The sequence below is a fragment of the Mesorhizobium sp. M0621 genome, from assembly GCF_040320745.1.
Classification (GTDB): Bacteria; Pseudomonadota; Alphaproteobacteria; order Rhizobiales; family Rhizobiaceae; genus Mesorhizobium.
Genome location: NZ_JAMYQF010000085.1, coordinates 1 through 21,589, shown reverse-complemented (window position 1 = coordinate 21,589; position 21,589 = coordinate 1). Strand labels below are relative to the sequence as shown.

24 protein-coding genes are annotated in these 21,589 nt (G+C 63.4%); 21 read left to right on the top strand and 3 right to left on the bottom strand.

The features are described from left to right. The 4 genes from NKI38_RS31775 to NKI38_RS31760 all read left to right on the top strand — a co-directional run. On the top strand, positions 1–290 hold a 290-nt coding region (locus tag NKI38_RS31775; protein WP_352664594.1), incomplete at its 5' end, for a hypothetical protein. Between the two features lie 80 nt (positions 291–370). Then, complete coding sequence (gene leuC, locus NKI38_RS31770) at positions 371–1,780, top strand: 3-isopropylmalate dehydratase large subunit (protein ID WP_352630805.1); 1,410 nt, start codon at positions 371–373, stop codon at positions 1,778–1,780. Between the two features lie 160 nt (positions 1,781–1,940). Then, positions 1,941–3,137: a GGDEF domain-containing protein gene (locus NKI38_RS31765; protein ID WP_352664588.1), complete on the top strand. Its 1,197-nt coding sequence runs from the start codon at positions 1,941–1,943 to the stop codon at positions 3,135–3,137. Between the two features lie 78 nt (positions 3,138–3,215). Further along, positions 3,216–4,421 carry a GGDEF domain-containing protein gene (locus NKI38_RS31760; protein WP_352664586.1) on the top strand — a complete coding sequence of 402 codons (1,206 nt, stop codon included), beginning with the start codon at positions 3,216–3,218 and terminating at the stop codon, positions 4,419–4,421. Here the strand turns inward: NKI38_RS31760 and NKI38_RS31755 are convergent. Further along, entirely contained in the window at positions 4,405–4,767 is a 363-nt protein-coding gene (locus NKI38_RS31755) for a hypothetical protein (RefSeq protein WP_352630808.1), read from the bottom strand. The two genes, NKI38_RS31760 and NKI38_RS31755, sit on opposite strands and share 17 nt — an antisense overlap. A gap of 261 nt (positions 4,768–5,028) precedes the next feature. Here NKI38_RS31755 and NKI38_RS31750 point away from each other — a divergent pair, with 261 nt between their 5' ends. The 7 genes from NKI38_RS31750 to NKI38_RS31720 all read left to right on the top strand — a co-directional run bounded on the left by NKI38_RS31750 (position 5,029) and on the right by NKI38_RS31720 (position 10,428). Beyond that, the gene (locus tag NKI38_RS31750) at positions 5,029–5,451 is read left to right on the top strand and encodes a hypothetical protein (protein WP_352664584.1); all 423 of its coding nucleotides are present in this window, start codon (positions 5,029–5,031) and stop codon (positions 5,449–5,451) included. A 256-nt stretch (positions 5,452–5,707) separates the two neighbouring features. Further along, a complete protein-coding gene (gene sdhC, locus NKI38_RS31745; RefSeq protein ID WP_352630811.1) occupies positions 5,708–6,112 on the top strand; it encodes a succinate dehydrogenase, cytochrome b556 subunit in 405 nt (134 codons plus the stop codon). A gap of 2 nt (positions 6,113–6,114) precedes the next feature. Further along, positions 6,115–6,510, top strand: coding sequence for a succinate dehydrogenase, hydrophobic membrane anchor protein (sdhD, locus tag NKI38_RS31740; protein WP_352664582.1), 396 nt, complete (start codon positions 6,115–6,117; stop codon positions 6,508–6,510). Position 6,511: 1 nt separating this feature from the next. Beyond that, the gene (gene sdhA, locus NKI38_RS31735) at positions 6,512–8,347 is read left to right on the top strand and encodes a succinate dehydrogenase flavoprotein subunit (protein WP_352664580.1); all 1,836 of its coding nucleotides are present in this window, start codon (positions 6,512–6,514) and stop codon (positions 8,345–8,347) included. A gap of 2 nt (positions 8,348–8,349) precedes the next feature. Then, a complete protein-coding gene (locus tag NKI38_RS31730; protein ID WP_352664578.1) occupies positions 8,350–8,787 on the top strand; it encodes a DUF3052 family protein in 438 nt (145 codons plus the stop codon). Then, positions 8,787–9,566: a succinate dehydrogenase iron-sulfur subunit gene (locus NKI38_RS31725; RefSeq protein ID WP_352664576.1), complete on the top strand. Its 780-nt coding sequence runs from the start codon at positions 8,787–8,789 to the stop codon at positions 9,564–9,566. The genes NKI38_RS31730 and NKI38_RS31725 overlap by 1 nt, the downstream gene beginning before the upstream one ends. 232 nt (positions 9,567–9,798) lie before the next feature. Beyond that, positions 9,799–10,428, top strand: a complete 630-nt coding sequence (locus NKI38_RS31720) for a YceH family protein (RefSeq protein ID WP_352664574.1) — start codon at positions 9,799–9,801, stop codon at positions 10,426–10,428. Positions 10,429–10,482: 54 nt separating this feature from the next. Here NKI38_RS31720 and NKI38_RS31715 read toward each other — a convergent pair whose 3' ends face one another. Beyond that, positions 10,483–10,908 carry an OsmC family protein gene (locus tag NKI38_RS31715; RefSeq protein ID WP_352664572.1) on the bottom strand — a complete coding sequence of 142 codons (426 nt, stop codon included), beginning with the start codon at positions 10,906–10,908 and terminating at the stop codon, positions 10,483–10,485. A 231-nt stretch (positions 10,909–11,139) separates the two neighbouring features. Here NKI38_RS31715 and NKI38_RS31710 point away from each other — a divergent pair, with 231 nt between their 5' ends. The 4 genes from NKI38_RS31710 (at position 11,140) to NKI38_RS31695 (ending at position 12,395) form a co-directional block, all read left to right on the top strand. After that, entirely contained in the window at positions 11,140–11,367 is a 228-nt protein-coding gene (locus NKI38_RS31710) for a hypothetical protein (protein ID WP_352664570.1), read from the top strand. Continuing rightward, on the top strand, positions 11,364–11,720 hold the full coding sequence (locus NKI38_RS31705; RefSeq protein ID WP_023760948.1) for a YciI family protein: 357 nt from the start codon (positions 11,364–11,366) through the stop codon (positions 11,718–11,720). Before NKI38_RS31710 ends, NKI38_RS31705 begins: the two co-directional genes overlap by 4 nt. Before the next feature lie 148 nt (positions 11,721–11,868). Next, on the top strand, positions 11,869–12,141 hold the full coding sequence (locus NKI38_RS31700; protein ID WP_352664568.1) for a hypothetical protein: 273 nt from the start codon (positions 11,869–11,871) through the stop codon (positions 12,139–12,141). Continuing rightward, positions 12,138–12,395: a hypothetical protein gene (locus NKI38_RS31695; protein WP_352664566.1), complete on the top strand. Its 258-nt coding sequence runs from the start codon at positions 12,138–12,140 to the stop codon at positions 12,393–12,395. The genes NKI38_RS31700 and NKI38_RS31695 overlap by 4 nt, the downstream gene beginning before the upstream one ends. 10 nt (positions 12,396–12,405) lie before the next feature. On the opposite strand, the gene NKI38_RS31690 is transcribed toward NKI38_RS31695, so the two are convergent. Next, positions 12,406–13,683 (bottom strand): ubiquinone biosynthesis hydroxylase, encoded by a 1,278-nt coding sequence (locus NKI38_RS31690; RefSeq protein WP_352664564.1) that lies wholly within the window; start codon positions 13,681–13,683, stop codon positions 12,406–12,408. A 99-nt stretch (positions 13,684–13,782) separates the two neighbouring features. On the opposite strand from NKI38_RS31690, the gene tesB reads away from it, so the two are divergent. The 6 genes from tesB (at position 13,783) to NKI38_RS31660 (ending at position 21,414) form a co-directional block, all read left to right on the top strand. After that, positions 13,783–14,658 (top strand): acyl-CoA thioesterase II, encoded by an 876-nt coding sequence (gene tesB, locus NKI38_RS31685; RefSeq protein WP_352664562.1) that lies wholly within the window; start codon positions 13,783–13,785, stop codon positions 14,656–14,658. A 217-nt stretch (positions 14,659–14,875) separates the two neighbouring features. Next, entirely contained in the window at positions 14,876–15,214 is a 339-nt protein-coding gene (locus tag NKI38_RS31680; RefSeq protein WP_013528889.1) for a P-II family nitrogen regulator, read from the top strand. Positions 15,215–15,245: 31 nt separating this feature from the next. Beyond that, a complete protein-coding gene (locus NKI38_RS31675; protein WP_502899410.1) occupies positions 15,246–16,601 on the top strand; it encodes an ammonium transporter in 1,356 nt (451 codons plus the stop codon). Positions 16,602–16,945: 344 nt separating this feature from the next. Further along, on the top strand, positions 16,946–19,600 hold the full coding sequence (locus NKI38_RS31670; protein WP_352664560.1) for a DNA translocase FtsK: 2,655 nt from the start codon (positions 16,946–16,948) through the stop codon (positions 19,598–19,600). 151 nt (positions 19,601–19,751) lie between these two features. Then, on the top strand, positions 19,752–20,435 hold the full coding sequence (locus tag NKI38_RS31665; RefSeq protein ID WP_352664590.1) for an outer-membrane lipoprotein carrier protein LolA: 684 nt from the start codon (positions 19,752–19,754) through the stop codon (positions 20,433–20,435). Between the two features lie 172 nt (positions 20,436–20,607). Then, positions 20,608–21,414 (top strand): exodeoxyribonuclease III, encoded by an 807-nt coding sequence (locus NKI38_RS31660; protein WP_352664558.1) that lies wholly within the window; start codon positions 20,608–20,610, stop codon positions 21,412–21,414. The last annotated feature ends 175 nt before the right edge of the window (positions 21,415–21,589 follow it).

Sequence of the window (21,589 nt, the reverse complement as noted above, 5' to 3'; positions counted from 1 at the left end):
GCCACCAGGCCCAATCACCTTCCGTCACGGCCTTCAGCACTTCCAATCCATCGCACACGGCTGGGGCCTGCGAGATGTGTGAATCGCCTAGCCCATTTCGTGGGACCGAGGAACCAAGGTTCCGCAAAGGCACGCAATTGCCGAAAAGCCAAAACATTGATATGAGCCACGCCATGGAAGAGCTTTTTGGCGATCCGGCCTACAAGGGGTTCGTGCTGCAGGATAGAAAACGCCTGCCGTCGCGCTTCTTCGCGCGCGTGTCCGGGGCGCTGACCAGCCGACTACCCTAGGCCGACCTGTCCAGGTCGTTTCGCCGGGCCGAAAGTCAGGCGTCTGCTCTTCCCATTCTCATATCGACGGATTTACGCACATGAGCGCACCGCGCACCCTCTACGACAAGATTTTCGACGACCATGTCGTCGATCGCCAGGATGACGGCACCTGCCTGCTCTACATCGACCGCCACCTCGTCCATGAAGTGACCAGCCCGCAGGCCTTCGAAGGCTTGCGCATGACCGGCAGAAAAGTCCGGCATCCGGAAAAGACGCTGGCCGTGGTCGACCACAACGTCTCGACCTCGCCCGAGCGCAAGTTCGGCATCAAGAACGAGGAAAGCCGCATTCAGGTCGAGGCGCTGGCCAAGAACGCCAAGGATTTCGGCGTCGAATATTATTCCGAGAACGATATCCGCCAGGGCATCGTCCACATCATCGGCCCTGAGCAGGGTTTCACCTTGCCGGGCATGACCATCGTCTGCGGCGACAGCCACACCTCGACGCACGGTGCTTTCGGCGCGCTGGCGCACGGCATCGGCACGTCCGAGGTCGAGCATGTGCTGGCGACGCAGACGCTGATCCAGCGCAAGGCCAAGAACATGCTGGTGCGCGTCGACGGCCAGCTGCCGGAAGGCGTCACCGCCAAGGACATCATCCTGGCGATCATCGGCGAGATCGGCACTGCCGGCGGCACCGGCTATGTCATCGAATATGCCGGCGAGGCGATCCGAGCGCTGTCGATGGAAGGCCGCATGACGATCTGCAACATGTCGATCGAAGGCGGTGCGCGCGCCGGCCTGATCGCCGCCGACGAGACCACCTTCGCCTATGTCAAGGACAAGCCGCGCGCCCCGAAGGGCGCGGCCTGGGATGCGGCACTCGAATACTGGAAGACGCTGCAGTCCGACGAGGGCGCGCATTTCGACAAGGTGATCGTGCTCGACGCGGCCAAGCTGCCGCCGATCGTCTCCTGGGGCTCGTCGCCCGAGGATGTCGTATCGGTGCAAGGCATCGTGCCGAACCCGGAAGACATCACCGATGAAAACAAGCGCACCTCCAAGCAGCGCGCGCTCGACTATATGGGTCTGACGCCGGGCACCAAGATCACCGATATCTCGCTCGACCGCGTTTTCATCGGCTCCTGCACCAATGGCCGTATCGAGGATCTGCGCGCCGTCGCCAAGGTGGTCGAAGGCAAGACGGTCAGCCCGCATGTCGATGCGATGATCGTGCCGGGCTCCGGCCTGGTCAAGGAACAGGCGGAAGCCGAAGGCCTAGACAAGATCTTCATCGCCGCCGGCTTCGACTGGCGCGAGCCGGGCTGCTCGATGTGCCTTGCCATGAATGACGACCGGCTGAAGCCGCATGAGCGCTGCGCCTCGACCTCGAACCGCAATTTCGAGGGACGCCAGGGTTTCAAGGGCCGCACCCATCTGGTGTCGCCGGCGATGGCGGCGGCGGCGGCGATCGCCGGCCACTTCGTCGACATCCGCGAGTGGAAATAGCGCTAAAGCTCCAGCTTCGAATGCAAACCAGACCCCGGACCGCTTTGCGGTTCCGGGGTCTTTTTCATCCAGTTCGCCCACATATTCGTCGTCGCTTAACCGCTTGTTTGCGCTTGCTCTCTAAGGTCTTCCCCGACGTAAGCTGGGAAATCACAGTCGTTTGGACACGGGTCTGCTCATAGCGCTGCTCAACCCGACAATAGCGTTGGCGCTCGGCGCCGCGTTCCTCGTGCTATGGTCCTATCAACGCCATCGTCCCTATCTGGCCGTGCTGGCGATCAGCTACAGTCTCTCGGCAGTCGGCTTCCTGCTGCAGTATTTCACCTTGCCCATCGGCATGCCGCTAACCAAGCTGGCGTCGAACATCTGCTTCACCATCGCCGGCTGCTGCCTGTCCAGCGCCATCGTCCACCGCTATGGCCGCAAGGTGCCCTATGTGGGGATCGGCCTGCTGGCGGGCGGCGGCCTGGGCTCATTGAGCTGGTTCCTGTTCGTCGCGCCGGATCTCACCTGGCGCATCCTGGCGATGAATTTCGCTTTCGGCGGGATCAGCCTTCTGGTCGCAGCCGAACTGCGCCCGGTGCGCAACAACGGCCCGACCGAGAAAATCCTGTTCGTGCTGTCGCTGCTGTCGAGCGTCAACTTCTTCGTGCGCACCCTCGTCGTCGTCGTCGCGCACGGCCCCTTCACCAGCTATGACGGGTTCTATGGCTCGTCCTACTGGACGACGGCGCTTCTGTCGCACGCACTGCTGTCGCTGCTCATCGCATTGTGCCTGTTCTCCGCCGCGGCACTCGACGTGATGAAAGCGCTGAAGACCGAGACCTATACCGACCCGCTGTCGGGCCTGCTCAACCGGCGTGGTTTCGAAGAGCGAGGCATGCTTCTTCTGCGGCAATGCGCCACGGCCCGCTTCCCGGTCGCGCTGGTGCTGGCTGACCTCGATCATTTCAAGGCGCTCAACGATGTGCACGGGCATGCGGCGGGCGATCGCGTGATCGCCGACTTCGCCGCCAAGCTTCGGTCGGCGGCGGGCGCGCGCGGCGTGGCCGGGCGTATCGGCGGCGAGGAATTCGCCGTGCTGCTGCCGCTCAGCGACCTCGGCGCCGCGCGGCTGTTCGCCGAGGCGGTGCGCACGCTCTATTCGGCTGGCCACGTCGATGGGCTTCCTGCCGGGACGAAGGTGACAGCCAGCTTCGGCGTGGCGGCCCGCAGCGGCGACGAGGCGCTGGAGCCGCTGATGCGCCGTGCCGACGACGCGCTCTACAAGGCCAAGAAAAATGGCCGTGACAGCGTGCGCCTGTCCTATGAGCGGCCGGAAACGGCGTTCGTGCCGGAACCGCTCAGGACCGGCTGAATCCTGTCCGGCCGAGTTGGCGTTAACGTCTTCTTCGCCCGTCGATGCTTAGCTGTCGGGCGCGGGTGCGGGAAGAACATGAGCGGCGCCAACTTCATCCTGTTGATCAATTTGTCGGTTGCCGGCCTGCTGGCGGCATCCTTCATGGCGGTTGCGTTTCACGATGTCGGCCGCGCGCCAGCGCGCTGGCTGGCGTTCGGCTACCTGTTGGGCATGGCCTATTTCGCCATCGAATTCTGCATCCCCGCCTTCGACAATGCGCGCCCAGTGGTCGTTGCCGCTTTCGCGGTGTTCCTGGGCGCCACCATCGCCTTCAATGGCGGGCTGGCGTACAAATACGGCGTGGCGCCACCGTGGACGCCGATCCTGTTCTTCCTGGGCGCCACGACCATAGCTGTGTATTTCGTGCAGGATTTGCCGCGCCAGTCGCTGATCCGCATGATGGCCTACCAGCTTCCTTATGCGGTCATGCAGTTCGTTGGGCTGGCCATCGTCTGGTCGTCGAGAAGGCACGCCCGTCTCGACCGCATCCTGATGGCGGTGCTCGCGGCCAGCGGCCTTCAGTTCGCCTCGAAGCCTTTCATCGCGCATGCGCTTGGCGGCTGGGGCGCCAACCCGCAGGCCTATCTGCAAAGCAGCTATGCGCTGGTGTCGCAATCGCTCGGCACCGTCTTCGGCCTGGCGCTGGCGCTGTTGATATTGGCCATCCTGGTTCGCGATGTACTCGCCGAGGTGACATCGAAGTCGGAGACGGACACGCTTTCGCGCCTGCTCAACCGCGGCGGCTTCACTCGTCAAGCAGAGTTGGCGGTGCTGGGCGCGGCGCGGCAAGGCGCGCCGGTCGCCCTGGTCATCGCCGACCTCGATCACTTCAAGAGCGTCAATGACAGTTTCGGCCATGCATCCGGCGATCGGGTGATCGAGACGTTCGCGGGCTTCCTGCGCGAGGCCGCCGCCGGCCACCATGTCGCCGGCCGCATCGGTGGCGAGGAATTCGCCATCATGCTGCCGGGGACCAATCTTGCCGCCGCCCGGCTGTTCGCCGAGGGCACGCGCAGCGCTTTCGGTGCGCTGCCCATCGACGGATTGCCGATGGACAACCGCTGCACCGCGAGCTTCGGCGTCGCCGAACTTCATCCGAGCGAAGACTTTGCCGATCTGATGCGGCGCGCCGACCAGGCGCTCTATCAGGCGAAGAATGCCGGGCGCGATTGCGTACGCGTCTCGGCCGGGCCGGTCGGCACCTGGTCGTCAGCCGCAATGGAAGCTAGCGGCAGGGGCTGAGCTCGGGCATCTCGCCGTCGGAGAGGCCGTACATATAGGAGCGGCCCTTCACGAACACCGGCGGCCGGTAGCAATCGCTGTAGCCCGATATCTCGTCGGCCTCGTTCTCGTAGATCACCTTGGGCTGGCCGGCGCTGGTGTAGTCGGACAGTTGCTTGGCCAGCCTGCCTTCGCCGACGAGGATGCGCTTGTAGCCGGCGGCGCTGTCGATGACGAGATTACCGAAGGAATCGGCGTAGACGCGATCCTGATGACGCGCACCTGCAAGCGCTGGCGCTGCCAGACCGGCGACCGAGGCTGCCACTATGAGCGCCGCAAGGCGCGATCTGCCCGAATTCGAACGCATGGCGTCCTCCGTGTCTTGAGGAAGGCCTCCTCGAATCAGAAATTAACGCTTTCTTAACCTTTGTTAAGAGGCAGACGCGCTTCGCGGCGATGTCTCGGTAAACATGGTTAATATCCGTTAATATCCGACTGGATGGAAAACCCGGAGGCCATCATTCGGCCATGCTTGGCCGCACCATCACGGCGGCGTTCGTCTCTGCGTCGGGATGACCTTGATCTTGGCAAAGCATCGTGGCTGATGTGCCGCGCGGGAGGACAGCATATGGCGCTACGCCGGACGTTTCGGATGTCCGTTTTTCCGTTGCTTGTTATCGTTGCTGCCTGTGTGCCGCAGGATGGCGCGCCGAAGGCGGCCAATACCGTCCCGCCTGCGCCAGCTCAGCAGTCCATCGCTGCCGCAGTGCCCCCGGCAGCTGCAACCAAGATCACCACCGACCTTACTGCGCCGCGATCCAGCATAGGCACGGCCACCTACAGATGCGGCAATAACGGCATGATTGCCATCCAAAATCTCGGCACCTCGTTGCGTGTGGTCGGGTCCGACGGCGCGACCGAGGAGTTTGCGGCGTCGCCTGCCAACCAGAGCAGCCGCTACCAGGCGGCCACGCATGACGCAATCGTGATCGATGGACGCGAGGCGCTGCTGATGAAGAAGGGGTCGACGCCGCAGACCTGCAAACGCTAACGCCAATCGCAACATAGCTGGGCCCTAGGCCAGACATGCTGCACTGCAGCGATATCGAACCGGCTTCAGGTCATGAGCGCCTAATCGATTGAAGCCGCAGCCTGCCTTTTAGTCAGACTAAATTACGTTTTCGAAACAGTTTTCCGGCTTTGACGCGGTGCAAAAAGAGCATTAGAAACCGGCTGTCCGAAGTCGCAACCGGAAGCGGCAATGCCGCATTTCCACCTGAGACAGGAGACGCCGAACTGGGGGAGCCATGAGCAAATCACCAGCCACCCGCGCCAGACCTCTTTCGCCGCACCTCACGGTGTACCGGCCGCCGATCACCATGACGATGTCGATCATCCATCGCATCACCGGTGGGGCGCTGTATTTCGGCACGCTGCTGGTCGCGCTGTGGCTGATGGCGGCGGCAAGCTCGCAGGCGACCTTCGACTGGGTCAACTGGGCGTTCGGCACCTGGCTCGGCCGGCTTATCCTGTTCGGCTACACCTGGGCGCTGATGCATCACATGCTAGGTGGCGTGCGCCATCTGGTCTGGGACACCGGCGCCGGCCTCGAGAAGCATACGGCCTCGAAGATCGCCTGGGCGACGCTGGCCGGCTCGATCCTGCTCACGCTGCTGATCTGGATCGCCGGCTACATGGCGCGGGGAGCCTGATCATGAGTGGCAACAACACGGATATGCGCACGCCGATGGCGAAGGTTCGCGGCCTCGGTTCCGCCCGCGAGGGCACCGGACATTTTTGGCGCCAGCGCCTGACCGCAATCGCCAACATCCCGCTGATGCTGTTCTTCGTTGGTTTCCTGATCGCACTCAACGGCGCCGACTATGAGCATGTGCGGGCAGCCCTTGCCAATCCGTTCGTGGCGCTGGTGATGGCCCTGGTGCTTATCTCCGGGCTCACCCATATGCGCCTCGGCATGCAGGTGATCATCGAGGATTACGTGCATGGCGAGGGTATGAAGCTGGCGCTGATCGCGCTCAGCACATTTTTCACCATAGCGGTCGGCGTCGCCTCGATCTTCGCCCTGCTCAAGCTGACATTCGGAGGCTGAGTTGGCCAAGGACGCAAAACAAGCCAACAGCGCTGGCTACACTTATGTCGACCACAAGTTCGACGTGGTCGTCGTCGGCGCTGGCGGTGCCGGCCTGCGCGCCACGCTCGGCATGGCCGAACAGGGCCTGCGCACCGCCTGCATCACCAAGGTCTTCCCGACCCGCTCGCATACGGTGGCGGCGCAAGGCGGCATTGCCGCTTCGCTTGCCAATATGGGCCCCGACAATTGGCAATGGCATCTCTTCGACACCGTCAAGGGGTCGGACTGGCTGGGCGACATCGACGCACAGGAATACATGGTCCAGCAGGCGCCCGCCGCCGTCTACGAGCTCGAACATTACGGCGTGCCGTTCTCGCGCACCGAAGAGGGCAAGATCTATCAGCGGCCGTTCGGCGGCATGATGATGAATTTCGGCGAAGGCCCGCCGGTGCAGCGCACCTGCGCCGCCGCCGACCGTACGGGCCATGCCATGTTGCACACGCTTTACGGTCAGTCGCTGAAGCACAACGCGCAGTTCTTCATCGAGTATTTCGCGCTCGACCTGATCATGGAGCCGGACGGCACCTGCACCGGTGTCGTCGCCTGGAATCTCGACGACGGCACCATCCACCGCTTTTCGGCCAAGATGGTGGTGCTGGCGACGGGCGGCTATGGCCGCGCCTATTTCTCGGCCACGTCGGCGCATACCTGCACCGGCGACGGCGGCGGCATGGCCGCACGCGCCGGCCTGCCGTTGCAGGACATGGAGTTCGTGCAGTTCCATCCGACCGGCATCTACGGCGCCGGCTGCCTGATCACCGAGGGCGCGCGCGGCGAGGGCGGCTATCTCGTCAACTCCGAGGGCGAGCGCTTCATGGAGCGCTATGCGCCGTCGGCCAAGGATCTTGCCTCACGCGACGTCGTCTCGCGATGCATGACACTGGAAATCCGCGAAGGCCGCGGCGTCGGCCCGAAGAAGGACCATATTTTTCTCCATCTCGACCATCTTGATCCGGCCGTGCTGCACGAGCGGCTGCCTGGCATTTCGGAATCGGCAAAAATCTTCGCCGGCGTCGATCTGACCAAGGAGCCGATCCCCGTGCTGCCGACGGTGCACTACAATATGGGCGGCGTGCCGACCAACTATTGGGGCGAAGTGCTCAATTCTACCGCCAAAAACCCGGACCAGGTGTCGCCCGGACTGATGGCTGTCGGCGAGGCCGGCTGCGCCTCGGTGCATGGTGCCAACCGGTTGGGCTCGAACTCGCTGATCGATCTTGTGGTGTTCGGCCGCGCGGCGGCGATCCGGGCCGGCCAGGTGATCGACCGCAAGTCGGCAATCCCTTCGCCCAATGAAGCCTCGGTCGAAAAGATCATGGATCGCTTCGACCGGCTGCGCCACGCCAATGGCTCGACGCCGACGGCGGTGTTGCGCGAAAAGATGCAGAAGGCGATGCAGGACGACGCGGCGGTGTTCCGCACGCAGGAATCGCTGGACAATGGCTGCAAGCGCATTTCGCAGATCTGGGGCGAACTCAAGGACATAAAAGTGGTCGACCGCTCGATGATCTGGAACTCCGACCTTGTCGAAACGCTGGAGCTGGAAAACCTAATGGCCAACGCCATCACCACGGTCTATGGCGCCGCGGCGCGCAAGGAAAGCCGTGGCGCGCACGCACGCGAGGACTTTTCGGCGCGCGACGACAAGACCTGGCGCAAGCATACGCTGGCGCGGCTCAACGCGGCCGGCAAGGTGACGCTCAGCTATCGGCCGGTGCACACCGAACTGCAGCTCAAGGAAGCCGAGGGTGGTATCAACCCGGCCAAGATCGCGCCCAAGGCCAGGGTGTATTGACGATGGCGCCGGCGGCTTCGGGATATTCCGGCACGCCCCTTCCGGCCAAGCTCGGCCTGAAGGACGGCATGATGGCCGCCTTCATTGCGCTCCCCGATGACCTCAGCGATCTCACCGAGGCCGTTGACTTCGCTCAAGTCGACCGGCTGGCTGATTGGTCTGATATTTCGGGAACGATCCTGAAATACGATGCGGTCCATGCCTTCACCCGGCAAAGCGCCGAGATCGAGGATCGCCTCGGCGATGTCGAGGCGGCGATCAAGCGCGACGGCATGGTCTGGGTCTCCTGGCCGAAGAAGGTTTCGAAGGTGGCCACCGACGTCACCGAGGGCGTCGTTCGCGCCGAGGCGCTGAAGCGCGATCTCGTCGACGTCAAGGTCGCCGCCGTCAATGAAATCTGGTCCGGGCTGAAGCTCGTCATCCGAAAGGACCTGAGGTAATGGTCGAACTGACACTCCCCAAGAACTCGCAGATCAAGGCGGGAAAAAACTGGCCGAAGCCGGAAGGCGCCACCAATCTGCGCGAATACCGCATCTACCGCTGGTCGCCGGACGATGACGAGAACCCGCGCATCGACACCTATTTCGTCGATATGGACGATTGCGGGCCGATGGTGCTCGACGCGCTGCTCTGGATCAAGAACAAGATCGACCCGACGCTGACCTTGCGCCGCTCCTGCCGCGAAGGCATTTGCGGCTCCTGCGCCATGAACATCGACGGCTCCAACACGCTGGCCTGCACCAAGGGCTGCGACGACATTTCCGGCGCCGTCAAGGTCTACCCGCTGCCGCATATGCAAGTGGTCAAGGATTTGGTGCCCGACCTCACCAATTTCTACGCCCAGCACGCCTCGATCCAGCCGTGGCTGAAGACGGTGTCGCCGGAGCCGGCCAAGGAGTGGCTGCAAAGCCATGAGGACCGCGAGAAACTCGACGGGCTCTACGAGTGCATCCTGTGCGCCTGCTGCTCGACGTCATGCCCAAGCTATTGGTGGAATGGCGACCGCTATCTCGGCCCGGCAACGCTTTTGCAGGCCTATCGCTGGCTGATCGATAGCCGTGACGAGGCCACGGGCGAGCGGCTCGACAATCTCGAAGACCCGTTCCGGCTTTATCGCTGCCACACCATCATGAACTGCGCGCAGACCTGCCCCAAGGGCCTCAACCCGGCCAAGGCGATCGCCGAGATCAAGAAGATGATGGTGGAGAGAAGGATCTAGGCCGGTCCACTCGCGGCAATCTCGAACGCTGCGATCCTTCGCGCCCCCCTCTGTCCTTCCGGACATCTCCCCCACGGGTGGGGAGATTGGCCGGCATCGTGGTTTTCGCCAAACTCCAAGGTTGAAGGATGACGCGCTCTCGGCGAAGCTGCCGGTCTCCCCCTCGTGGGGAGGTGTCCGATAGGAAAGAGGAGGGCGCTGTCCCGCCAACTTCAGAAAGGATTGCAACTTAATGAGCGATGACCTCCCCATCCTTTCCCCTGTCGAAACCCGTGTGCTCGGCTGCCTGATCGAGAAGAAGGAGCTGACGCCGGATGTCTATCCGCTGACGCTCAACGCAGCACTGGCCGCCGCCAACCAGAAGACAGCGCGCGAGCCGGTGATGGTGCTGGAACAGGTCGAGGTACACCGGGGGCTGAAGCTGCTCGAACAAAAGGGGCTGGTGCGGCAGATGTTCGGTTCGCGCGTCGAGCGCTACGAGCACCAGATGGCGCAGCGCTTCTCGCTGACCACGCCCCAGACCGCTTTGATCGGCCTGCTGTTGCTGCGCGGGCCGCAGACGGCACATGAACTGCTGGCGCGGAGCGAGCGCATGGCGCGGTTCTCATCGATCGAAGATCTGCGCGCCGAACTCGATATGCTGATCGGCCGCCAACCGCCACTCATCCAGGAAATCCCGCGCGGACCAGGCCAACGCGAGGACCGCTACGTGCATCTCCTCAGCGGCCCGGTGGACGTTGCAGCCCTTTCGGCGCAGCGGAGTGCATCGGCCCTGCCTGCTTCCGATCTGGAGGCGCGGTTGGAGGCGCTGGAGCAGGAAGTCGCGGCACTTCGCGCCCGGCTAGACGTGCTGGGCGCGTAGGCCCCCGGCGCACACCTGAGCGTTCGCCAAGTCTTCACGCCGGATGCAGCGTTCTCAGCCGAGCCTGGCGTCGAGCGATACGTTTATGGCGCCGAGCGCTTTCGAGACCGGGCATCCGGCCTTGGCCTTTTCGGCCAGCTCCCCAAATTTCGCGGCATCGATGCCCGGCACCTTGCCGACCACCGTGAGGGCGCTGCCGGTGATCCCCGTGCCGGGAACCAGCGTCACCACCGCCTTGGCGTCGAGTTCGGTGGCGGGCGTGCCGTTCTCGGCCAGGAAATGCGAGAACTGCATGGCAAAGCAGCCGGCGTGCGCCGCCGCGATCAGCTCTTCCGGGTTGGTGCCGGATTTGCCGCTTTCGTCCTCGAAGCGTGCCTTGAACGAATAGGGCGTGCCCTTCAGGGTTCCGCTCTGGGTGTCGAGCGTGCCCGTGCCCCCCTTCAGATCGCCGTTCCAGACGGCGTTTGCGGTGCGGTCCATGAATTCCTCCTTGGTTGTCGTGGCTGGGGTTGCCGCGGCTGGTTGCCTGGGGGAGCCCCAGCGTCCGGTCAACTATAGCGCGCGCGAGGGCGAAGGCCACTGCGCTCTTTGAGCCACTGCGGGGCAGGGGCCAAATTCTTATTGAAAAAATGCGCGTGCAAAAATGTCGACTTTGGTTTGCCTCGCCCGTCCTGCGGGCGGCCACGGATTTGTGGCCGGATGGAGGTTCACATGGACAATCTGTTTTTCGCACCGTGGAAAGGCGCAGGCCGCCAGGCCGGGCGACGAGAAGACTTCTGGCTGCATCCGCCGGCGTCCGGCTTTGGCCGGCTTCTGGCGGCGGTTGCCATCATCGGCATCGCGGCATGTCTTCTCGACCATGCGGCGGCGGTCAAGCGCAACGCTGACACCTTCGTCGCCGCATCCTATGGTCCGACGCAACAAGGGAGATGGAAATGAAATATGTCTGTCTGGTCTATGGTGAGGAAAAGGACCTCCATGCCATGACGCCGGAGCGTCTGGCCAAGCTCGATGCCGATTCGATGGCTCATGACCGTTCGTTGGATCAGCGTGGGATACTGATCATCGCCCAGGCGCTGCAATCGGTGAAAACGTCGAAGACCCTTCGCAGACGCAAGGGCAAGAGCCTGATCACCGACGGCCCATTCGCCGAAACCAAGGAGCAATTGCTCGGCTTCGTCATGATCGAGGCTGACAATCTTGACCAGGCACTGGAGATCGCGGCCGAGATCCCGCTGGCTGAAATCGGCACTATCGAGGTGCGCGCGATCTACGATGTGCCGGGATCGTAGAGTTCCTTCGTCGCCCGTCGTCTGGAGCGGTGGTTTCGTCGGAAGCGCCTGACGAAGGGGCCGAGGTTCTTCGCCGGGCGTAACTCTTGCGTGTTGAAGCAACGCAAGAGTTCTCCTATCGTTGACGGGATTTTTGGGGGATGTCGGCATGCCGTTCGTGATTGCTGTCCTTGGCGTGTTGGGCGCGGCGGCGTTCTGGTGGTACCGGATGAAGGCCATGAACGAGGCCGCGCGCGACGTTGCCGATGTCATCGGCCGGGTCCAGGGTTCGGTGCGCCGCAAGAAGCTGCGCAAGCAGGCGGCCTTGTCGCCGCTGACGGCGATCGACGATCCGGTGGTGGCCGCCGCGACGCTCATTACCGCCATCGTCTCCGAGAACGGACCGATCCTGCCGAGCGCGAGGCTGTCATTCGCGCGGTGATTTCCGAGATTGCCGACAAGAAGAAAACGGACGAAGCGGTGGTCTATGCCAAATGGGCCGCGGCACAGATCGACGACACCACGATCGTTATCGACAAGCTGGCGCCGTTCCTGCGCGAACGCCTTGATGTCGCCGAGCGCAACGACCTGCTGCAGATGGTCAACCGCGCCGCCCAAGGCGGCGAGAAACGCCTCGAGATATCCGATCAGCGCATACTGCGGCTGCGGCAGAAGCTCGGCTTCGAAGTCAATTGAGCGACAGCGTTCAGATCGCCTCGCCCTTCAACAGCCTTGGCGTGCCAGCGGACAGGCCCGATGCCTGGCGGATAAAAAACTCCTTCAGGCGCGGCATGCGTTCGACAAGGCCGAGGCCGATGTCGCGGACGGTGCGCAGCGGTCCGATGTCGTTGGAAAACAGCCGGTTCAGCACGTCCGTCGTGATGCCCATCTGCACCGTGTCGAAGCGGCGCCACTGCTGGTAACGTTCGAGCACGTCGAGCGCGCCGATGTCCTGGCCGAGCCGGTCAGCCTCGACGATCACCTCGGCAAGTGCGGCGACATCCTTGAAGCCGAGATTGAGGCCCTGGCCGGCGATCGGGTGGATGCCGTGGGCGGCGTCGCCGGCGAGCGCGATGCGCGGCGCGACGAAGGCACGCGCGATGGTGAGGCCGAGCGGCCAGGCGCGCGGCGCATCAGTGACGCGGATTTCGCCGAGCTTCAAGCTAAAACGCTGTTCGAGCTCGTGCTCGAAGACGAGGTCGTCGCCGGCCACCAGCTTCTCGGCATCTTGCGTGCGCTCGACCCAGACGATCGACGAGCGGTTGGTGCCGTCTTGGTCCGGCTTGAGCGGCAGTGTGGCGAAAGGGCCGGCGGGAAGGAAATGTTCTTCGGCGCGGCCGTTGTGCGGGCGTTCATGCGCCACGGTGCAGACGATGCCGGACTGGCCATACTCCCACTTCACCGTCTTGATGCCGGCCATATCGCGCAGCTTGGAGTTGACGCCGTCGGCGGCGACCAGCAACCGGGTCTTCAGCGTCGCACCGTCGGCGAGATGCACGGTGATGCCGCTGCCGTTGGTCTCGAAACCCTGCACCGCGACGCCTTCGATGATGTCGATGCCGAGTTTCTCCGCGCGGGCCCGCAAGGCGCCGTTCAACGCTTTGTTGGCGACCATATGCGCAAAGGGCTCACCCGGCGCCACTTCGCCGTCGAAGGTCAGGAACACCGGGCGCACCGGATCGGAGGTGCGCGAATCGGTGATGATCATCTCGGTGATCGCCTGGGCTTGCGGCGCGATCTCGGCCCATACGCCGAGCTGGTCGAGCATGCGGCAGGCGGCTGCGGCAATGGCCGAAGCGCGACCATCCCTTTGCCAGACGCCAGCGGGCGCCGCATCGACGAGAGCGATGGCGAGACCGGGGCGCGCTTGCTTCAGCGACACGGCGCTGGCCAGGCCGACATAGCCGGCGCCGGCGACCAGAACATCGAGTCCAGACTTTGTTTTCGCGCTTGCCCTGGTTTTCGCGTCCGCCTTGCGTTCCATCGTCTTCGCTCCTTGCACGCCGGCCGGGTCTTCAACCCTTGACTGCCTGTCCATCCTGTCGGAAACCGCCATAACACTTCTGCGGCGAGGGCGCGAAATATGACGGCAGCCATGGACGAGCTTCTCGGCATTCTCGACCTCGAGAAGCTGGAACACAATCTGTATCGTGGTCGCAGCCCCATGCTCGACTGGCAGCGCGTCTTCGGCGGCCAGACCATCGCGCAGGCGCTGGTCGCCGCGCAGCGGACCGTCGACCCCGATCGCCACGTGCATTCGCTGCACGGCTACTTCATGCGGCCCGGCGATACCAAGGTGCCGATCGTCTACGAGGTCGACCGGATCCGCGACGGCGGCTCCTTCACCACGCGGCGCGTGGTGGCGATCCAGCACGGCCAGGCGATCTTTTCGCTGGAAGCCTCGTTCCAGCAGGACGAGGTCGGTCTCGAGCATCAGGTGCCGATGCCGCAGGATGTTCCGGGGCCGGACACTTTGCTGTCGCAGCGCGAGTTGCTGGGCAAGTTCAGCGAGGCGGTGCCCGAAGGCATCAAACGTTACTGGGAGCGCGACCGGCCGATCGAGATGAAGCCGGTAATGCTGAAGCATTACACCAGCCGCGAAAAGCTGGAGCCGAAGCAGAATATCTGGATCCGCACCACCGGTCCGGTGCCGGCGGATCGCGCCATCCAGTCGGCGGTGCTCGCCTATCTCTCGGACATGACGCTGCTTGACACCTCGACCTTCGCGCATGGCCGCGCCATTTTCGACCGCGACATCCAGGCGGCGAGCCTCGACCATGCCATGTGGTTCCACCGCAGCCATGCACTCGACGACTGGATGCTCTACACGCAGGACAGCCCGTCGACGCAGGGGTCGCGCGGCTTTACACGGGGGTCGCTGTTTGCCCGCGACGGCACGCTGATCGCATCGGTTGCACAGGAAGGGCTGATCCGCCTCAAGCGGTCGCCTACAGAGTAGGCATTTTGCGAAAATTGCCTATCTTTTAAGCAGCTGCAGCGCCGCAGCTGTGAGCAGGTTGCATCTGGGCACTCCGCAAACTCTTTGTTTACAATGGGTTAACACCCTGCTTCGGCACTTGGCACGGAGCTTGAATCCCTGTGGGCACTCTCCGGCTCTTTGGGATCGGTGAAGGTGTGCAAACGCGGGGGACCGCAACAGCAAAGGGTGAAACCTTATGAAAATCGTGATGGCAATCATCAAGCCGTTCAAGCTCGACGAGGTACGCGAAGCGCTTACCGCCGTCGGCATCCAGGGCCTGACCGTCACCGAAGTCAAAGGCTACGGGCGTCAGAAAGGGCATACGGAAATCTATCGCGGGGCGGAATACGCGGTCAGCTTCCTGCCGAAGATCAAGATCGAAGTCGCGGTCAGTGCCGATATGGTCGACAAGGCCGTCGAAGCCATCACCGCTGCGGCCAAGACCGGCCAGATCGGCGACGGCAAGATCTTCGTTTTCGGCATCGATCAGGCGGTGCGCATCCGCACCGGCGAAACAGACACCGACGCACTCTGAGCGGCGAACACGTATTCCAATGGAGAGTTCAATGAATATTCCTTCCACCTTGAAGACGACGGGACGCGCCGCCCTTTTGGGCTCGCTCGCTCTCGTAGCATTGGGCACGGTCGCCGCCTTCGCGCAGGAAGCGGCTCCAGCCGCGGCGGCGGCTGCACCGGCTGCTGCCCCGACCCCGGTGCTCGACACCGGCAACACCGCCTGGATGCTGACCTCGACGGCGCTCGTGCTGATGATGACCGTCCCGGGCCTGGCGCTGTTCTACGGCGGCATGGTGCGCAAGAAGAACGTGCTCGCCACCATCATGCAGAGCTTTGCCATCACCTGCCTGGTGACGGTGCTGTGGTTCATGTTCGGCTATTCGCTGGCCTTCTCCGACGGCGGCGGCATGAACAGCTATCTCGGCGGCACCTCGAAATTCTTCCATCACGGCATCACCACTGCTTCGCTGTGGCTGCCGGGCGTCGCGAACATTCCTGAATTCGTGTTCTCGATGTTCCAGATGACCTTCGCCATTATCACCCCGGCGCTGATTGCCGGCGCCTTCGCCGAACGCTTCAAATTCTCGGCGCTGCTGATCTTCATGGCGCTGTGGCTGCTGGTCGTCTACGTGCCGATCGCGCATTGGGTCTGGGGCGGCGGCTTCCTCGGCACGGCCGGTGTGCTCGACTTTGCCGGCGGCACGGTCGTCCACATCAACGCCGGTGTCGCCGGTCTCGTCTGCGCTCTGGTTCTCGGCAAGCGCGAAGGCTACGGCACCACCAACATGGCGCCGCACAACCTGGTCTATTCGGTCATCGGTGCTTCGCTGCTGTGGGTCGGCTGGTTCGGCTTCAACGCCGGTTCGGAACTGGCTGCCGACGGCCTTGCCGGCGCTGCCATGCTCAACACCCAGGTCGCCACCGCAGCCGCGGCGCTCGCCTGGATGTTCGCCGAATGGATCGTCGCCAAGAAGCCTTCGGTGCTCGGCATCATCTCGGGTGCGGTTGCCGGCCTGGTCGCGGTGACGCCTGCTTCCGGCTTCGTCAACCCGACCGGCGCCTTCATCGTCGGCATCGTTGCCGGCGTCGTGTGCTATCTCTCGGCGGTCAAGGTCAAGCACATGTTCGGCTATGACGACTCGCTCGATGCCTTCGGCGTACACGGCGTCGGCGGTGTGATCGGCGCCCTGCTCACCGGCGTGCTCGCCGACCCGGCGATCAACAGCCTCGGTGCGGGTGCTTCGCTCGGCAAGCAGATCTACGGCGTTGCCGTCACCATCGTGTGGACGGCTATTGCCACCTTCGTGATCCTCTACATCGTCAAGGCGCTGGTCGGCCTGCGTCCGACGACCCAGGAAGAGGTCGAAGGCCTCGACATATCCCAGCATGGCGAAGTGGTGCCGTAAGGCCAGCTTAGCCACGGGGCCGGTGGAACCTCCTCCCGCCGGCCCCAAGAATCCCGTCGTGACGCTCCCGAAAGGAGTTCACGCATTGAGGCCCGGATCATCTCCGGGCCTCTTTTTTTTGGCAAACCATTCCGGCAAGAACCGGCTTGGCGCTAGCGGCGACGTCACGGTGCGTTCTCGGGTTGCTCTCCTCGGCAGCAAGCGGCTCAACCGGTGGTAACGAGGTTTGATCATCTCAACCTCTTATAGTTAATGCGCCCTTAACCTTCCCGCCGATAGTCTGACACCCGAATCTGCCGGAGTGCGCACGCACCCGCACGAGGCAACGACAGACGGGGAAGAGCATGCGTTCAGGGGCTTCAGCACCGCTCGCGCTGGCCGATACGGGGCACGGCATCCAGGCGTTCGCGCGGCGTCAGGTCGGGCGGCTGGTCGGTGCCGGGCTATTCGCGCTGGCCGCCTTCGGCGTCGCCAGCCTTGCCACCTGGAACGTCGCCGATCCGAGCTTTTCCCACGCGACGAACAACACCGTCACCAACGCCATGGGCTATGCGGGTGCCGTGTTCTCGGACCTCGCCATGCAGTTCTTCGGCCTCGCCGCCGTCGCGGCCCTGGTTCCGACGGTGATCTGGGGCTTCCTGCTGTTTTCCGCGCGCGGCGTCGACAGGCTGCCCAAACGCGGGCTGTCCTGGTTCGGCTTCGCCCTGCTGGCTGCGGCAATGGCCGGCTGCGTGGTGCCGCCCAAGACCTGGCCCCTGCCCACCGGCCTCGGCGGCGTGTTCGGCGACATGGTGTTGAAGATCCCCAGCGTCGTCATCGGCGGCTATCCGACCGGGCTGATCGCCAGCATCATCGCCATCGTGCTGGCCGCGCCCGCGCTGTGGCTCTTCGCCCATGGCTCGGCGCTGATCGGACGCAAGAACGGCTTTGCCGTCATGGAGGACGAGCCCGCCGCCGATCCGCGTGAGGACGACCTTCTATTCGACAATGACGAGGACGAAGGCGACGAGGGCATTCTGGCGCTTGGGGCAATTACTCATTGGTGGCTCTCGTTCCGCGCGTGGATGCACCGCCGCGCCGTGCGCCGCAGGCAGGAACGCGACGAGTACGAGCCGGAGATGGAACAGCGCTCCACCGCCTGGCGGCGCGCCGCCGAACGGGTCGAATCGGCCGAGTTCGCCGAGCAGCGGATGAGCCAGGATGGCCGCGCCCGCGTCGAACCCGAATTCTTCGCCGCCATGGTCAATGACCGAGGCGCCTCGCTCGATCCCGACGATGCCGATATCTTCGAAGCCGACGACGACATGGATTTCGAGCCGGAACAGGAGCCCGTCAGGCGCAACACCGCCAAGGTCCAGCCGTTCCGCTCCGATGCCGCCACCCGCGTAGAGGCGCCGGCACCGCGTCCTGCTCCCGGCGCCCGTGTCCAGCGCGAGGCGCAGACATCGCTGATCGGCTCGGAGAAATTCGAAATGCCGTCGCTGCATTTCCTCTCCGAACCGAAGAACGTGGTGCGCGACGCCAGCCTGTCCAAGGATGCGCTGGAGCAGAATGCCCGCCTGCTCGAAGGCGTGCTGGAGGATTTCGGCGTCAAGGGCGAGATCATCGCCGTCCGTCCCGGTCCGGTGGTCACGCTCTATGAGCTCGAACCGGCGCCCGGCATCAAATCGTCGCGCGTCATCGGCCTGTCCGACGACATCGCCCGCTCGATGAGCGCGATCGCCTGCCGCGTCGCCGTGGTGCCCGGCCGTAACGCCATCGGCATCGAACTGCCGAACGCCAAGCGCGAGACCGTCTATCTCAGAGAGATTCTGGCGAGCCGCGACTTCGAGACGACGAAGGCCAAGCTGGCGCTGGCGCTGGGCAAGACCATCAATGGTGAGGCTGTCATCGTCGACATCGCCAAGATGCCGCACGTGCTGGTCGCCGGCACCACCGGCTCGGGCAAGTCGGTCGCCATCAACACCATGATCCTGTCGCTGCTCTACCGGCTGACGCCGCAGGATTGCCGGCTGATCATGATCGATCCGAAGATGCTGGAACTCTCGGTCTATGACGGCATCCCGCATCTGCTCACGCCTGTTGTCACCGATCCGAAGAAGGCGGTGGTGGCGCTGAAATGGACCGTGCGCGAGATGGAGGACCGCTACCGCAAGATGTCCAAGGTCGGCGTGCGCAACATCGACGGCTTCAATGCCCGCGTCAGCCAGGCGGACAAGAAGGGCGAAAAGATCTCGCGCACCGTGCAGACCGGCTTCGACCGCCAGACCGGCGAGGCGATCTACGAGACCGAGAACCTCGATCTCGAGCCGATGCCCTATATCGTCGTCATCATCGACGAAATGGCCGACCTGATGATGGTCGCCGGCAAGGACATCGAGGGTGCCGTGCAGCGCCTGGCGCAGATGGCACGTGCCGCCGGTATCCATGTCATCATGGCCACGCAGCGCCCGTCGGTCGACGTCATCACCGGCACCATCAAGGCCAATTTCCCGACCCGCATCTCCTTCCAGGTGACGTCGAAGATCGACAGCCGCACCATTCTGGGCGAGCAAGGCGCCGAGCAGCTGCTCGGCATGGGCGACATGCTCTACATGGCCGGCGGCGGCCGTATCCAGCGCGTGCACGGCCCGTTCGTCGCAGACGAAGAGGTCGAGAAGATCGTCGCGCATCTGAAGCTGCAGGGCGTGCCCGAATATCTCGATGCCATCACCGAGGATGACGGCGAGGACGATGACGAGCCGTCCGGCAAGGGCGGTTCCGGCGGCGGTGGCGGCAACAGCAATTTCGAGGATTCCGACGATCCTTACGATCAGGCGGTCTCCGTGGTGCTGCGCGACGGCAAGGCCTCCACCAGCTATATCCAGCGCCGGCTGGGCATCGGCTACAACCGCGCCGCGTCGATCATCGAGAAGATGGAGAAGGAAGGTATCGTCGGCCCGGCCAACCATGCCGGCAAGCGCGAGATCCTGGTGCCGACCGAAGAGGACAAGTTCTGACCAGAAAGCCTGACCCTTGTGACATCCCGGTCTCGCAACCTCGAACCTTTCAAGGGGTTGAAGCGACTGAGGCACGCCTGACCCGCCAAACTTCAGCCTAACTGGGGGTCCAAGCACAGAACAACTCAGGAATCAGATGAGAGTGACCGACATGAAAAATGATCCTTCTGCGCTCAGCAAATTTGCTCCCTCCCGGCGTCGGTTGCTGGGCCTTGGCCTAGCGTTTGCCGGGGCGGCAGCCTTCAATGCGATGCCCGGCTTCCAGGTGCTGGCTTCGGCGCAGGCAGCCGTGCCGGCCGCGGCACAGAAGATCGCCGACCATTTTTCCTCGGTCAAATCGATGAGCGGCGAATTCGTTCAATTCGGCCCCAAGGGCGAGCAAACCGGTGGCAAGTTCTTCCTCGAACGGCCGGGCAAGATCCGCTTCAACTATGACGGCTCTTCAAACTTCCGGGTGATTTCAGATGGCAAGTCGGTGGTCATCCTGAACAAGAGGCTCAACACGTCCGATCTCTATCCGCTGTCGAAGACGCCCTTGAAGCTGCTGCTCGACAACAGGATCGACCTCTCAGGCGACCGTGTCAAAAGCGTCAAGCAGGAGGATGACCTCACCACGATCCAGCTCGCCGACAAATCGGTGTTCGGCAATTCGAAGATCACGATGATGTTCGATCCGAAAACCTTCGATTTGCGACAGTGGACGATCACCGACGCGCAGGGCAAGGATACAACGGTGATGATCTTCAACACCAAGGAAGGCGTCAGCTTCGCGCCGGACACTTTTGCCATCGACTACACGGCGAACCGCGAACTCAACACCAACAAGTCGCGCTAGGACCAATCGCTCCAATAGCTGTGGAAAGCACCGGGCCGCGCCTTGTTGGGCGTTGCCCGGCTTGTCTTTGCGGCTTGCGGCTGGCAGTTTCCCAGACTGACTCCGTCAAAAGGCGTCTTCCCCGTCAGGGCCCATCGGTTCTGCCCGGCCGTACGCTGTCCTGGATTGCCGAATGCCCTTTTCCATCGCCACCTGGAACATCAACTCCGTTCGGCTGCGCATGCCGATCGTCGAACGCCTGCTTGTCGAGCATGCGCCTGACGTGCTCTGCCTGCAGGAGACGAAAGTTCCAGACGAGCTGTTTCCCGAAAAAGCCTTCCGCAAGCTCGGCTACGAGCACATCGCCTTCCATGGCCAGAAGGGCTATCACGGCGTCGCGACGGTGGCGCGGCGGCCGATCGAAGTGGTCGAGAAGCGACGCTTTTGCGAGATCGAGGACAGCCGGCATCTCTCGGTGACGGTGCGGGCCGGCGGCAAGGCGATCCTGCTGCACAATTTCTACGTTCCGGCGGGCGGCGACGAGCCGGATCCCGTCATCAACAGGAAGTTCAAGCACAAGCTCGATTTCGTCGCCGAGATGAATGCCATCCGGGCCGAGCATGACGAGGTGTCCGGCTCGGTGCTGGTCGGCGACCTCAACATCGCCCCGCTCGAACACGACGTCTGGTCGCACAAGCAACTGCTCAACGTGGTCAGTCATACGCCGGTCGAGACGGAAAATTTCGAGGCCATGCGCCTCGCCGGCAATTGGATCGACCTGATGCGGCTCAACGTGCCGCTTGAGCAGAAGCTTTACACCTGGTGGAGTTACCGCGCGCAGGACTGGGAAGCGTCGAACCGTGGCCGGCGGCTCGACCATGTCTGGTCGTCGCCAAATCTGGTGCCCAGCTTTTCCGGCTACGAGATCCTGCGCCCGGCGCGCGGCTGGGAACGGCCGTCGGACCACGTGCCTGTTATCGCACGGTTCGATCTGGATTAGGTATGTCGATATTCAGGTGAGGCCGGTCTGCAAATGGCTGATACCTCCGCTTCCCCGTTCTACCGCGTCGCGGTAGAACTGTGCTCATATGTGGACGGCCCCCTGCTTGCAAGTGTTTGGCATGATGATTTGATCGGATCGCTTGCGCTCATATGTCCGGCCTTTTGCGCGCGGA